The organism is Bradyrhizobium sp. 76 (genome assembly GCF_023073025.1).
Taxonomy (GTDB): Bacteria; Pseudomonadota; Alphaproteobacteria; order Rhizobiales; family Xanthobacteraceae; genus Bradyrhizobium.
The window spans coordinates 96,369-109,858 of sequence record NZ_JADPIS010000059.1; the positions used below are offsets into that span (position 1 = coordinate 96,369).

Annotated in this window: 13 protein-coding genes; 7 read left to right on the forward strand and 6 right to left on the reverse strand. The window is 64.7% G+C overall.

All coding sequences use genetic code 11. The features are described 5' to 3' along the window. Positions 1-30 precede the first annotated feature (30 nt). The 3 genes from thrS (at position 31) to IVB48_RS12815 (ending at position 4,101) form a co-directional block, all read left to right on the forward strand. Positions 31-2,112 (forward strand): threonine--tRNA ligase, encoded by a 2,082-nt coding sequence (thrS, locus tag IVB48_RS12805; protein WP_247400259.1) that lies wholly within the window; start codon positions 31-33, stop codon positions 2,110-2,112. A 93-nt stretch (positions 2,113-2,205) separates the two neighbouring features. Further along, a complete protein-coding gene (locus tag IVB48_RS12810; protein ID WP_247400261.1) occupies positions 2,206-2,769 on the forward strand; it encodes a nitroreductase in 564 nt (187 codons plus the stop codon). A gap of 63 nt (positions 2,770-2,832) precedes the next feature. Continuing rightward, positions 2,833-4,101 carry a serine hydrolase domain-containing protein gene (locus tag IVB48_RS12815; RefSeq protein ID WP_247400263.1) on the forward strand — a complete coding sequence of 423 codons (1,269 nt, stop codon included), beginning with the start codon at positions 2,833-2,835 and terminating at the stop codon, positions 4,099-4,101. An 888-nt stretch (positions 4,102-4,989) separates the two neighbouring features. Here IVB48_RS12815 and IVB48_RS12820 read toward each other — a convergent pair. Beyond that, complete coding sequence (locus IVB48_RS12820) at positions 4,990-5,841, reverse strand: LysR family transcriptional regulator (RefSeq protein ID WP_247400265.1); 852 nt, start codon at positions 5,839-5,841, stop codon at positions 4,990-4,992. 104 nt (positions 5,842-5,945) lie between these two features. On the opposite strand from IVB48_RS12820, the gene IVB48_RS12825 reads away from it, so the two are divergent. After that, positions 5,946-6,938, forward strand: coding sequence for a zinc-dependent alcohol dehydrogenase family protein (locus IVB48_RS12825; protein ID WP_247362193.1), 993 nt, complete (start codon positions 5,946-5,948; stop codon positions 6,936-6,938). Positions 6,939-7,017: 79 nt separating this feature from the next. On the opposite strand, the gene IVB48_RS12830 is transcribed toward IVB48_RS12825, so the two are convergent. Together IVB48_RS12830 and IVB48_RS12835 are read right to left on the reverse strand one after the other, a co-directional pair. Continuing rightward, complete coding sequence (locus IVB48_RS12830; RefSeq protein WP_247400267.1) at positions 7,018-7,599, reverse strand: hypothetical protein; 582 nt, start codon at positions 7,597-7,599, stop codon at positions 7,018-7,020. Positions 7,600-7,602: 3 nt separating this feature from the next. Continuing rightward, complete coding sequence (locus IVB48_RS12835; RefSeq protein ID WP_247362197.1) at positions 7,603-8,676, reverse strand: hypothetical protein; 1,074 nt, start codon at positions 8,674-8,676, stop codon at positions 7,603-7,605. A 242-nt stretch (positions 8,677-8,918) separates the two neighbouring features. Between IVB48_RS12835 and IVB48_RS12840 the strand changes: the two genes are divergently transcribed. Continuing rightward, positions 8,919-9,959 (forward strand): patatin-like phospholipase family protein, encoded by a 1,041-nt coding sequence (locus tag IVB48_RS12840; protein ID WP_247400268.1) that lies wholly within the window; start codon positions 8,919-8,921, stop codon positions 9,957-9,959. Here the strand turns inward: IVB48_RS12840 and IVB48_RS12845 are convergent, their stop codons facing one another. Next, positions 9,960-10,388, reverse strand: coding sequence for a CBS domain-containing protein (locus tag IVB48_RS12845; RefSeq protein ID WP_007611784.1), 429 nt, complete (start codon positions 10,386-10,388; stop codon positions 9,960-9,962). Positions 10,389-10,577: 189 nt separating this feature from the next. Continuing rightward, the gene (locus tag IVB48_RS12850; RefSeq protein ID WP_247400269.1) at positions 10,578-11,354 is read right to left on the reverse strand and encodes a rhomboid family intramembrane serine protease; all 777 of its coding nucleotides are present in this window, start codon (positions 11,352-11,354) and stop codon (positions 10,578-10,580) included. A gap of 525 nt (positions 11,355-11,879) precedes the next feature. Between IVB48_RS12850 and IVB48_RS12855 the strand changes: the two genes are divergently transcribed. Continuing rightward, positions 11,880-12,434: a PAS domain-containing protein gene (locus tag IVB48_RS12855; protein ID WP_247400270.1), complete on the forward strand. Its 555-nt coding sequence runs from the start codon at positions 11,880-11,882 to the stop codon at positions 12,432-12,434. Positions 12,435-12,447: 13 nt separating this feature from the next. Here IVB48_RS12855 and IVB48_RS12860 read toward each other — a convergent pair whose 3' ends face one another. Continuing rightward, positions 12,448-12,837, reverse strand: coding sequence for a hypothetical protein (locus tag IVB48_RS12860; RefSeq protein ID WP_027567806.1), 390 nt, complete (start codon positions 12,835-12,837; stop codon positions 12,448-12,450). Positions 12,838-12,983: 146 nt separating this feature from the next. Between IVB48_RS12860 and IVB48_RS12865 the strand changes: the two genes are divergently transcribed. Next, positions 12,984-13,490 (forward strand): GNAT family N-acetyltransferase, encoded by a 507-nt coding sequence (locus IVB48_RS12865; protein ID WP_247400271.1) that lies wholly within the window; start codon positions 12,984-12,986, stop codon positions 13,488-13,490.

A 13,490-nucleotide genomic window follows, 5' to 3' on the forward strand; every position in this document is an offset into this window, starting at 1 on the left:
TTCGCAGGAGTGAGCCTCAGGAGACACGCCATGACCGACCAGCCCAACGACCAATCCAAGGACCAGTCCAAGTCCGAGCAGCCCAAATCCGAATCCGGCTTCCAGTACAGCCTCAGCAATTTGAGACCCGTGACCCCGCCGGAAAAAATCACCCTCACCTTCCCCGACGGCGCCCGGCGCGAATATGCCAAGAGCATCACCGGCCTCGAACTTGCCAAGGGCATTTCGCCGTCGCTGGCCAAGCGCACGGTCGCGATGGCGCTCGACGGCGTGGTCTCCGACCTCGACGATCCCATCGAAGCCGACGCCAGGATCGAGCTGATCAACCGCGACGATCCGCGCGCGCTCGAGCTGATCCGCCATGACTGCGCCCACGTACTTGCCGAAGCCGTGCAGACGCTGTGGCCGGGCACCCAGGTCACCATCGGTCCCGTGATCGAGAACGGCTTCTATTACGATTTCTTCCGCAACGAGCCGTTCACGCCGGAAGACTTTGCCGCGATCGAGAAAAAGATGCGCGAGCTCATCGCGCGCGACAAGCCTTTCACCAAGGAGGTTTGGGATCGCGAAAAGACGAAACAGGTGTTCCGCGACAAGGGCGAAGCGTTCAAGGTCGAGCTGGTCGACGCCATTCCCGGCAACGAGCCGATCAAGATCTATTACCAGGGCGACTGGTTCGATCTCTGCCGCGGCCCGCACATGACCTCGACCGGCAAGGTCGGCAACGCCTTCAAGCTGATGAAAGTGGCCGGCGCCTATTGGCGCGGCGACAGCAACAACCCGATGCTGACCCGCATCTACGGCACGGCGTTCGCCAAGCAGGAGGACCTCGACGCTTATCTGAAGCAGATCGAGGAAGCGGAAAAGCGCGACCATCGCAAGCTCGGGCGCGAGCTCGACCTCTTCCATTTCCAGGAGGAAGGCCCGGGCGTCGTGTTCTGGCACGCCAAGGGCTGGACCATCTTCCAGCAGCTGATCGCCTATATGCGCCGGCGCCTGGCCGGCGACTATAGCGAGGTCAACGCCCCGCAGATCCTCGACAAGTCGCTGTGGGAGACCTCCGGCCATTGGGGCTGGTACCGCGAGAACATGTTCGCGGCGCAGTCGGCCGGCGAGGAGGCCGAGGACAAGCGCTGGTTCGCGCTGAAGCCGATGAACTGCCCGGGCCACGTGCAGATCTTCAAGCATGGCCTGAAGAGCTACCGCGACCTGCCGCTGCGGCTCGCCGAGTTCGGCGTGGTGCACCGCTACGAGCCGTCCGGCGCGATGCATGGATTGATGCGCGTGCGCGGCTTCACCCAGGACGACGCGCACATCTTCTGCATGGAGGATCAGCTCGCCGACGAGTGCCTGAAGATCAACGAGCTGATCCTGTCGACCTACGCCGATTTCGGGTTCACCGGCGATCTCACCGTCAAACTGTCGACCCGGCCGGAAAAACGCGTCGGCACCGACGCGATGTGGGATCACGCCGAGCGCGTGATGGCGACGGTGTTGCGTGAGATCCAGTCGCAGAACAATCATATCAAGACCGAGATCAATCCGGGCGAAGGCGCCTTTTACGGGCCGAAGTTCGAATATGTGCTGCGCGACGCCATCGGCCGCGACTGGCAGTGCGGCACCACGCAGGTCGACTTCAACCTGCCGGAACGGTTCGGTGCGTTCTACATCGACCACGACAGCGGCAAGAAGCCGCCGGTCATGGTGCACCGCGCGATCTGCGGTTCGATGGAACGCTTCATCGGCATCCTGATCGAGCACTATGCCGGCAACTTCCCGCTCTGGCTGTCGCCGGTGCAGGTGGTGGTCACCACCATCACGTCGGAAGCCGACGAGTATGCCAAGCAGGTGCTGGAGCAGGTCCGGCGTGCGGGACTTCGGGCCGAGATCGACCTGCGCAACGAAAAGATCAACTACAAGGTCCGCGAGCATTCGCTGGCCAAGATTCCGGCACTGCTCGTGGTCGGCAAGAAAGAGGCCGAGACGCAGTCGGTCTCGATCCGCCGGCTCGGCAGCGACGGTCAGCAAGTGACGACGACGGTGGAGGCCATCGCCGCCCTCGTCGACGAGGCGACCCCGCCGGATGTGAAGCGGGCGCGCGGCGCGGCCTGACATCTGAAATCGGTCTAAACTCGCTTTCGGTTGCGGGCGTGCATTCCTATGTGGGGATTGCACGCCCGACGACCAGCCGAAGAGGAAACCGCAGTGCCCGACGCCATCGAACTCCTGAAGACCCGCCGCTCGGTCAAGCCGCGCGAGATGTCCGGACCCGGCCCCTCCCCGGCCGAGCTCGAGACCATCCTCACCATCGGCGCGCGCGTGCCCGACCATGGCAAGCTCGCGCCCTGGCGCTTCATCATCTTCGAGGGCGATGCGCGCCAGCGCGCCGGCGAGGTGATCGCAAAGGTGTTCGCCCGGAAGAATCCCGGCGCGGCGGCGGCCGATGTCGAGACCGAGCGCAAGCGCCTCACGGATGCGCCGCTGGTGATCGGCATCGTCAGCTTCACCAAGCCGCATCCGAAGGTGCCGGCCTTCGAGCAGGAATTGTCGGCCGGCGCCAGCGTCATGAACATTGTCACGGCCGCGACCGCGCTCGGCTACGGCGCCTGCTGGCTGACCGGCTGGTTCTCGTTCGATCGCGACGTGCTGGACGGCCTCGGCCTCAAGCCGGACGAGAAACTCGCCGGCTTCGTCCATATCGGCAAGCCGACCAGGCCGAGCGAGGACCGTCCGCGACCGGTCCTTTCTGAAATCGTGACGCGATTTTAACCGAAGGCGTGTTGACGCCTTCGACGTCTTGCGGCTTTGATCCCGGCAAGGGAGGAAGCCCGGATGAAGCGTCGTGAATTTCTGGTCGGAGCCGCGCTGCTGGCCGGCACGATGGCGCGAAGCCGCGCCGCCGACATCCCCGCGCCGTCGTCCGACGGGCTCGACCGTATCACCGCGTATTTTGACAACGAGGTGACGAGCGGCCGGCTGCCGGGCGTAGTGGTGCTGGTCCAGCAGCACGGCAAGCCGGTCTATCTGAAGACTTTTGGCGTGCGCGACACCAGGACGGGCCTCGCGATGACGTCCGATACGATCTTCGCCATCCACTCGATGACCAAGCCGGTCACGTGCCTTGGCGCGATGATGCTGATCGACGAGGGCAAGCTTGCGCTCACCGACTCCGTGTCGAAATACATTCCCCTCTTTGCCGACACTAAGGTGGGCCTCGAGGTCACCAATCCCGACGGCACGCTGAAGGTGGATCTCGTGGCCCCGGTCCGTCCCGTCAACATTGAGGATCTGCTGCGGCACACTTCGGGCATCAGCTACGACTATATCGGCGGCAAATGGGTTGAGCAGGCCTACAAGGCCGCCAACCTCTTCGGAGGTCAATTCGACAACAGGGAGTTCGCCCAACGAATCGCGAGACTGCCGCTGGCACGGCAACCGGGAACGCTGTGGCGCTACGGTCATTCCACCGACGTGCTCGGCAGCGTCATCGAGATCATCTCGGGCCAGACGCTGTACGCATTCCTCAAGCAGCGCATCTTCGATCCGCTCGGCATGAGCAGCACAAAATTCGCGCTGGCGACCGAGGACGAGCTCGCGCGGATGGCGCGGCCCCTGCCGAACGACAACATCCTGCTCGCCGCCGAGCGCGAGCGCCTCGACCATCCCGAATGGCAGTCCGGCGGCGGCGGCCTGCTCTCGACCGTCACCGACTATCAGCGCTTCTCGCAGATGCTGCTCAATGGCGGCGAGTTCGAGGGCAAGCGCTATCTCAGTCCTGCGGCCTTCAAGGCCATGACGACCGATCACGTCGGGCCGGGCTCGGGCGTCGGACGCGACTATTTCTATTTTCCGGGCGACGGTTTCGGCTATGGCTATGGCCTTGCGGTGCGGACCGATCCCGGCAACGCCAAACCGCCGCCGCCGGGCTCGCTCGGCGAGTTGAAATGGGACAGTGGCAGCGGCACCTATTTCGGCGTCGATCCCAAGCTCGATCTGGTCTACCTGCTGATGCAGCAGACCCAGAACGAGCGCAGCCGCATCACGCCCGCCTTCAAGGCGCTGGTCTATGACTGTTATCCGTCCGAGTTACGCCGCCCGTGAGGCGCGCTGGTCGAAATCAGTGAGCAGCTTTGCGATCTCGGCGGCGTACACTTCCATCATCCTCGTCATTGCGAGCGCAGCGAAGCAATCCAGAATTTTTCCGCGGCGGCAGACTGGATTGCTTCGCTCCGCTCGCAATGACGGAGTCTGTGGGTGGCAGGGTCGCGCGTCCATTCGCATTCCGGATCGCAGACACACCTTCGCATCCTCGCGGCGTGTTCGCCCGAGCTTTGCTTCGTCGTCTCACCCTCAATTGAAAGTGGGCGCAGGGAAGACCGGGTGCCGGCTGGCACCCGCGGTCCACTGTGCGAAGGTTGTCGTAAACAAGATTGCACAGCGGCATACAGGTGAAGCCAAAACATCCGGCCTTCCCTGCGCAGTGGCTTTACGGCTTATGTCGCGCTCTCCCCGGGGAGCGATGCACTATTGCCCCCGTCGCCTTGCGGATGGCTGATGCGTGTGCCCGGTTGGGCAGCCCACATCACCGCAACGCTTGACGCACAGACCCCGGGCGTCAGGACCACACGATTTCGCCGTACGCCGATCACACCGGTCGTGTGCGCGAGGCCTTCGCCCACGGTTGCCCGCCCCTGCGAAGCCGTTCGCGCCGATGTCACCCACGTCCACCGCCGTCCGGCCCGCGTTCGTGACGATCGCGATACGCCCCTCTTCCTTGGGCCGGGTTACGGCGAGACATACGCCGTTTCCGAATTTCGGTAAAGCGGAATATTTTTGAGGTCAGGAATTGACCGCCAGCTTTGGTGTTTCGCCTGACGGGCGCCGCAAGGTCTTGTAACCCGGATGAGCCCAGCGCAATCCGGCTCGCGCCGCACCGGTCCCGGGGGTATTGCTGCGAACGCCCTGGTCACAGCAGGGTATCAAAAGCAATCACCCCGCCAATCGCTCGATCACGAGATCGAGCAGCGCGCGCAGGCGAGCGAGGCGCCTGAGATCGCGGTGGTAGCCGACATAGGTGTCGCGGCCGGGTGGCGTCGCGCCGATGTCGAGTGCGACCAGCCGGCGGTCGCGGTCGCCGAGGGGACGCGGCAGCACTGCCAGCCCGCCACCGCTCGCGCAAAGCTCCGCCTGCGCCTGCCTATTATTGCTGCGCGAGGCGATTTGCATATTCGGCAGCGTGCGCTTCAACCAGAGGGCATCGGGCATGTCGGCGAATTCGGCGTTCATGGTCACAACACGGATACCGCTTCCGTCGCCGGCGCGTGGCGGCTTGCTGCCTTTCTTGCCGTAGAGCGCGTAGGGAATATGGAGCAGCTTCCGGGAGATCACTTCAGGCTCGTCGAACGGTTTGATGCGGAAGACGAGATCAGCCTCGCGGCGCGGCAGACTGTAGAGGCGCGCATCGGTCAGAAGCTCGACGGTCACCTTGGGATGGCGCTTGCCGAACGCGGCAATCAGCGGCGAGAGTATCACCGTCCCGAACCAGTCCGACGACGACAGACGCAGCAAGCCATCGAGCTGCGTCTCCGCGCCGGATGCACGCCGCTCCAAGGCGAGCGCCTCCTCTTCAATCCGCTCGGCATGGCGCAGCACAGCTGTGCCCTCGTCGGTCAGCACGAAGCCATCCGCCGTGCGCTGGAACAGCGTTTGTCCGAGCGACTTTTCGAGCGCCCGAAGTCTCCGTCCCATCGTCGGCTGGGTCTGGCCGATCTTCCGTGCGGCCGCGCCGAGAGTGCCTCCGCGCGCAATCGCCAGGAAGATGCGCAGATCGCTCCAGTCCACCGGAAGCCTCCTCATACAAAAACGCACGACAATCGTACATTCTCATTCCTTCCCATGCAAAAAATCATGGGCATATTGGAGGCCGACAACGGAGCAAGACGATCATGACGAGACAATCGACGATGCGCGCGGCCGTCCTGGAGACCCACAACGCGCCGCTGCGCCCCTCAACCGTCCCCACGCCCGAGATCGGTCCGCGCGAGGTGCTGGTGCAAATCCGCGCGAGCGGGGTCAATCCGCTCGACACCAAGATCCATGCGGGCGCGGCGGCGCATGCGCGCCATCCGCTGCCTGCAATCCTCGGGCTGGATCTCGCCGGTGTGATCGAACAGACCGGGCGTGACGTCTCGCGGTTCAAGCGGGGCGACGAGGTCTATGGCATGACGGGAGGCGTCGGCGGTGTGCAGGGATCGCTCGCCGAATTCGCCGCTGTCGACGCCGACCTGCTGGCGTTGAAGCCTGCCAATCTCAGCATGCGGGAGGCAGCCGCCCTGCCCCTCATCTTCATCACGGCCTGGGAAGGACTGATCGACCGCGCGGCGCTGAAGGCCGGACAAAAGGTGTTGATCCATGGCGGCGCAGGCGGCGTTGGGCACATGGCGATCCAGATCGCGCGCGCGTTCGGAGCAGAAATGTTCGCGACCGGCTCGGCATCGCAGCGCGCCACCATCGAAGGCTTTGGCGCGACCTTCATCGATCGCGATACCGCCATCGCGACTTATGTTGCAGAGCATACGGGCGGCCGCGGCTTTGACGTCGTCTACGACACCGTGGGCGGCCAGGTACTCGACGCTTCCTTCGAAGCCGTGCGCCGCTTCGGCCATGTCGTGAGCGCGCTCGGATGGGGTTCGCACGCGCTTGCGCCGCTCTCGTTCCGCGCAGCCACCTATTCCGGCGTGTTCACGCTGCTGCCGCTGCTCTCAGGGGAAGGCCGCGCGCATCACGGAGAGATCATGGCGGAGGCCACGCGCCTGGTTGAGGCCGGCAAGCTCTTGCCGATGCTCGATGCCCGGCACTTCACACTGGAGAACGTCGATGACGCCTATGCGCTGATCCGCGATCACGCGACGCAGGGCAAGCTCGTTGTGGACATCTGACAGCGGTCGCAGAGAAGTCTCGTCGCCGGATGAAGCGAAGCGTAAGCCGGGCTGCGGAGACCCGCACGCGCAGTCGCGACTAGTCCTCGCTGGACGTCGCCAAGCGATTGCGCAGATGGGCCTGCGACAACAGAAAGAACAATGCGCGCTCGCCATGATATTTCGCGGACGGCCGGGTGCGCTCGAAGCCATCGGCGAATTTCTTGCCGGATTGGTCGCACACCTGCCACCGCCAGCCGAACCGCTTACGCCTGGTGAGGATCACTTCGAACATACCGACGAGCTTGGTCCCCTGCTCCTTGCCGGTCTCGCAGACGCACGAGCCCGCTCCGGCCTCCTCCGTTGGAGGGATGCCCGACATATAACGCAGCAGGATGGAAAGCGAATAAAATTGATTATCGGAAATAGGTATCTTGCACTGGCTGTGAGGAAGTCGCGGCGCCGCTGGAATAAGCCGGCGATGCCGGTGTTTGTCGGTCCTGCTTGGTAGCGCTGACAAAGCTATTCGAATCGCAACACCAAACGGAGCAGCGGAGAGCATCCGCTTTCGCACACGTGACGAGATTGGCGGTAATAAGATATGGGAGATCCGTGCGCTGAATGAGACGTGTTCGCCAGACACGAAGACCAGCGTCAGGCCGCATGCGGTATCACCGCTCAAGCACTACCGCGCGACGACTTCCACTTCGCCGTCGACGCCGTTGACGACGTTGAAGCCGCGCTCGTAGACCTTGCCCTCGTTCTTGGCGATGGCGCGGTATTCGCCTTCGGAAAGCACGACGCGCGGGAAGGCGCCGATCGATTCCTTGATGACGTCGCCGCCCGGGGTCAGCACCGACCAGGCGGTGTTGGCGAGCGCCTCGCCGCCCCTGTCGCTGACCAGCTTGAGCGTGATGACGGCGGCGCGGTGGGTGATGGTGACGTCGGTGAGCTTGCTGGCCTGGACGCGGATGTCCGAGCGCACCACCGAATTGGCATCGCCGTAGTTCGAGATGATGTAGTAGGTGCCTTCCGGCAGCAGCACGACGTCACCGGCGGCGACGTTCGGCACCAAGGAGGCGCGCTCGCCGGATTCGAACTGGCTGCCCTTGTAGATCGCGAACGAGATCTGGTTCTGCGGAATGCGGCTGGTGCCGACGCGGCCCTCGATGCGCAAGCCGCCGGCGGGCAGCACGAAGGACTCGCGGTCGGTCTCGGCCTTCAGGCTGACGGTGCGCACCGCGCTGACGAGGCCAAAGGCGACATGCACGACGTAATTGCCGGGCGGTAGCACGATGTTCGGCGTGGCATTGCGGTCCTCGCGGATCAGCTTGAAGGTGCCGTTCTCGTCGGGACGATCGGCAAATACGCGCCAGACCAGGCCGCTGGTAATCGGCGGGGTGTCCTTGCCGTATTTCGCCGTCAGCGACAGCACGCCCTGTCCGGGCACGGCCGCGTTGAGCGGCGCGGCGGACGGCACGGTCGTGACCGCGGGCGGCGGCATGCTGGGCGTGGTCGGCTGCAACAGGGTCGGCGGCAGGCTCGGCGGTCCGGCACCCGGGCCGGAGGGCGGCGCCAGACTGACCGCGCCGCCGGGATCGGGCACCGAAGCGGGCGGCACCGGCGGTGGACGATCGGAGAAAAGCTGCGCCTGCGCAGCATTTTGGCCAAGGGCATAGAGGCAGGCAGCAAGGACCAGCGCCGGCAGCAGCGATGCGCTGCGCCGCCATCCGATGATGCCGTCACCCCCGAGAGTCATGCCATCTGCTTTTCACCGAAAACGCGGCAAATTCAAGCCTCCGAAACCCCGAGAAATACGGCCTGATACAGCTTTTGGAACCCGGTTGACGCCTGCGTGATTACCCCAGGGGCAACCGCGCCTCGCCATACTCCTGCCCCGTGCCCTTCCCAAACCGGCATAAACCATGCTTCGGCCCGGTTCTGGCGGAGCGCGACTGCGGTGCCTAGTCTGATGGCGGGTCCCGGCGTAGGAGAGTTTCGGTGCTGGACATATTGAAGGGTCGGGGTTCGAACAGCGACAAGGTCGCCGAGAAAGTCGGCCTGGGCAGCATCCGCCGGCCGGTCATCGGCCTTGCGCTTGGCGGCGGCGCGGCGCGCGGCTTCGCCCATATCGGCATTATCCGGACCCTGCTCGCCAACGGAATCGTGCCTGACGTCGTGGTCGGCACCTCGATCGGCGCGGTGGTCGGCGGCCTCTATGCGGCCGGCCGGCTCGATACGCTGGAAGAATGGGGCCGCAGCCTGCAAGGGATGCGCAACATTCTCGGCTACCTCGACATCCGCCTCAACGGCTCCGGCCTGATCGGCGGCGAGAAGCTGGCGACCCGGCTCGAGGCTGCCTGCGGCCAGAGCCAGATCGAGGACCTCCCGGTCAAGTTCGCCGCCGTCGCGACCGAGGTCCGCACCGGCCACGAGATCTGGCTGACGCGCGGCCGCGTGGTCGACGCGATGCGCGCCTCCTATGCGCTGCCCGGCATCTTCTCTCCGGTCCTGATCGGCGATCGCTGGCTGGTCGACGGCGCATTGGTGAACCCGGTGCCGGTCTCGGCCGCGCGCGCGCTCGGCGCGGAAATCGTCATCGCCGCAAATCTTTCCAGCGACATCTTCACCTATTCGACGACGGTCTATTCGCACGGCGCGATACCTGAACCGGTGATCCCCGCGGCCGAAGAGCCGGCGTCAAAGCGGCGCTTCCCGAGATTCTTCTCGCCTGAGAAGACGGTGAAGCGCGAGTTCTTCGGCGGCGGCAGCGCCCGGCCCGGCCTCTCTTCGGTGATGGTCGACGCCTTCAACATCATGCAGGACCGCATCACCCGGGCCCGCCTCGCCGGCGATCCGCCCGATATGCTGATCACACCGCGGATCGGTCAATTCGGCTGGTTCGATTTTCACCGCTCCGAGGACCTCATCGCCCTGGGCACCCGCGCTGCCGAGCGTGCGCTGGAGTCCATCCAGGAGGCAATCCACGAGCTGGCGCCCGCGCCGGAGGGCGCCGCGCCCAAAGCCGACCAGCAGGCCTGATCAGGCGGTCTTGATGTAATCGCGCAGAGCTTCCTGCTCGGACTCGTATTCCTGCACCCGACGCTTGACGATGTCGCCGATCGAGATCAGGCCGACCACCTTGCCGTTGTCGACCACGGGCAGATGGCGGAACTTGCCGGTGGTCATCATCTCCATGAGCTCGGCGACCGTGTCGGTCTCCTTGCAGGTGACGACCTTGCGGGTCATGACCTGCGAGACCGGCTCCTCCAGTGCGCCGGCGCCGCGTTCGCCGATCACCCGCACGATGTCGCGCTCCGACAGGATGCCTTCCAGCCGGCTCTGGTTCATCACCAGCACCGCGCCGATCTTCTTCTCACCGAGCAATTTGACCGCGACCGCCAGCTTGGCGTCCGGCTCGACGCTCATGATCTGGTGGCCCTTGGTGTTGAGAATCGAACGTACCGTCATTGTCGCCTCCCTGAATCGAAACCGTCCGCTGTTCGCGGTCCGGACTTGTTCTTCGAGTCTTCAACTAACAGTTTCAGCGCCGGTTTCACGCTCAGGCGCTTTGCGAAGCATCGCCGCTAGCGGCCTGTCGCTTCGGAACATTCTTCTCGGGAATGATGGATGAATTCGGGCGGCGCCGCAAGCGCCGCTTCAAATACGGTCTGAAATGTCCTGTGATGACGCATCCGCAGCATCGCTTCGCGCGCGCGGCACGGGATCGAACAGCGTGAACAGCAACAGGCCGGCAAGGAAGCCGCCGATATGCGCCTGCCAGGCAACGCTCGTGGTCTCGCTGTCAACGCCGATCGCGCCGACGCCGAAGACGATGTTGACGCCAAACCAAACCGCGAGGAAACCGAGCACTCGCCCGTCGCGCAACGCGCGCGACAGCGGCAGCGCCGGAACTCTTGCGGCGGTATCGGCATCCGATCGGCTGAAAGACAGGAAGCTGCCGCGAACGAAGGCGAAGCGGATCGCCGCCGCCATCGCGCCGGACACCGAGGCCGAGGCGCCGATCATCGGCGCCACCGCGTGCTCATGGGTGACGCGATGGGCGAGCGCGCCGGCCGCCGCCGTCACCGCCAGGAACAGGAAGAACCTGATGGCGCCAAAGCGCCGCGCCAGCGCGCTGCCGAACGGCAACAGCCACAGCACGTTGAAGCCGAGATGGGTGAGATTGGCGTGCAGCAGCGAATAAGTGACGAAGGTCCAGACCTTGGCGCCGGCCCCACCGGGAATCTCCAGATTGAGTAGCGAGGAATCGTAGCGCTTGGGGATGAAGCCGAAGACGTCGATGGTCCAGTTCTCGAGCTCCGGCGGCAGCAGCACCCGCAGATGGATCACCGCGAGCAAGAGGATATAGGCCGTCAGCGCGAACGGCAGCGTCAGGATCGGCTCGCGCGGAGCCTCCTCAACGACGGCCGGCACCTCCAGCGAAGCATCTTGCGACGGAGGATCTTGCGGCGGAGAATTTGGCGGGGAATCCAAGGCGGCTTCGCTTTCAGGCGCGATCGGAGCGACAGGCGTAACGACAGGCCTTGGAGATAGTCGCCTTTGCCCGCCCTGCGCAAGTGCACAAAAGGAAAAGGCAGGGCCCTGGGAAAGCCCTGCCTATCCGTGTCGGACTTCCGGTACCCAGAGAGACGGGAGTATCCCCACCCCTCCCCGCGGCCGGTGACCAAACTGTTTGACGCCTGTGTACAGGCCTCGCCGAGAACCTGGAGAAAAGCGGCGAAACTTGCGACCGCGATCACCATAGCAGCGGGGCGGCGCACGGAAAGGGCATAGTTAATTTAACGTTAACGACGCAAAGGCAGCGCCAGGGACGCCGAAAACGCCGCTGCGGCATGGACGCTGCAAAGCCCCTCCTGCACAACAACACAGGGATCGCGGCTGCACTGAAGCGGGACAGGTTTGTCCCGCAAGGTTGCGCCCCGGGGTAAGCGTTCAGTCATGAAACATCCGTCGAGCCGCGAGTTCTTCGCATATTGGAACGAGAAGCGCGGCACTGCGCGGGCGCCAGACCGGGCCGATATCGATCCGGCCGCCGTGCGCGGCCTGCTCGGTGACATCTTCGTGCTGTCCTGCGAGCCCAATCTCGGCTTCCCGTTCCGCGTCGCGGGCACGCGCGTCTGCGCGCTCGCCGGGTGCGACCTCAAGGATTCGAGCTTTGCGGCGCTGTTCAACGAAGCCAGCCGCCGCGAGATCGAAGAGATCACGACCATCGTCGCCGACGAGAGCCTCGGCGCAATCGCCGGCGTCACCGCCACACGCGAGGACGGCAGCAAGGCCTATCTCGAGCTGCTGCTGCTGCCGTTCAACGCCCGCCCGCATACACCAGTGAGCGTGACAGGCGTGCTCGCGCAGTTCGACGACGAATGCGGCGCGCTGGGCCCGTTCGCCCTCACCTCCTGGCGCTATCTGCACCAGCCGGAAAAACTGCTGCCGCGTGCGATCCGCAAGCTGCAGATCGCACGCGGGCTGATGGTGTATGAGGGACTGCGCTAGCAGTGCACCCTGCTCACGGCATCGCCAGATGCCACGCGCCGTTCAGAAAGCCGTCGCCAGTGACGTCGCCGGGCTTGGTGTCCTTGGCGAAGGTGTAGAGCGGCTTGCCCTTGTAGGCCCACTGCTTCGAGCCGTCGTCGCGCGTGATGACGGTGTAGCCGTCGGCGGCGGCATCGCTCGCCTCGGCCTTCAGCACCGGCCAGTTGGTCGCGCACGGACCATTGCAGGCCGACTTGCCGTCCGCATCCTTGTCGAAAGTGTAGAGCGACATGCCCTTGGCGTCGGTGAGCACGTTGCCCTTGTCGGTCTTGCCGGTCTTTGTCGGCGGCGCCGCGAAAGCGGCGGGAATCATCGCCAGCGATATTGCGAGCGTGAGCGCGAGGCGGATCGAGGATGTCGTCACGGTCTCTCCTGTCATGCAATGGGCTTGCATGGGTAGGACGCCGCGCGAGCCGCCGTATTCCTGAGATGGCGGCAAGGATTTTTTTCGCTGCACGCATCGTCACATCGGAATAAACTGGGATGATGGAGACGGAACGACGGGTCGACATGAGCAAGCCGCATTGGCGTCCCGCGCACGCCTCCGATCTGCCGGCGATCAGCACGATCGCAGCGCGGATCCATCCTGATCTGCCTGAACGCCCCACGGTGTTCGCGGAAAAGATGCGGCTCTATCCCGATGGTTGCCGCGTGCTTGCCATGGACGACGGGATCGTCGGCTACGGTCTCGCGCATCCCTGGATGCAGCACCGGATTCCGCCGCTCGACGGCTTGCTCGAGCAATTGCCCGGCGATGCGGACTGCCTCTATTTGCACGACGTCGCGGTGCTGCCCGACTTTCGCGGCGGCGCTGCGCGCGATTACGTGTTGGCGATCGAACAGCTCGCGCGCGCGTCAGGGATCGCGACGCTCGCATTGGTGTCGGTCTACGCCACGCGGCCGCTGTGGGAGCGTCTCGGCTTTCGGCCCGTCACGGCGGATGCGGAGCTGCGGGCAAAGCTTGCGACCTACGGCGACAGCGCAACCTACATGCTGCGCGACCTCGCTGCGACGTAA

Coding starts and splice junctions, on each gene's coding strand:
- thrS (WP_247400259.1), top strand. CDS start 31: ATGACCGACCAGCCCAACGACCAATCCAAGGACCAGTCCAAGTCCGAG.
- IVB48_RS12815 (WP_247400263.1), top strand. CDS start 2,833: ATGAAGCGTCGTGAATTTCTGGTCGGAGCCGCGCTGCTGGCCGGCACG.
- IVB48_RS12825 (WP_247362193.1), top strand. CDS start 5,946: ATGACGAGACAATCGACGATGCGCGCGGCCGTCCTGGAGACCCACAAC.
- IVB48_RS12835 (WP_247362197.1), bottom strand. CDS start 8,676: ATGACTCTCGGGGGTGACGGCATCATCGGATGGCGGCGCAGCGCATCG.
- IVB48_RS12845 (WP_007611784.1), bottom strand. CDS start 10,388: ATGACGGTACGTTCGATTCTCAACACCAAGGGCCACCAGATCATGAGC.
- IVB48_RS12855 (WP_247400270.1), top strand. CDS start 11,880: ATGAAACATCCGTCGAGCCGCGAGTTCTTCGCATATTGGAACGAGAAG.
- IVB48_RS12865 (WP_247400271.1), top strand. CDS start 12,984: ATGAGCAAGCCGCATTGGCGTCCCGCGCACGCCTCCGATCTGCCGGCG.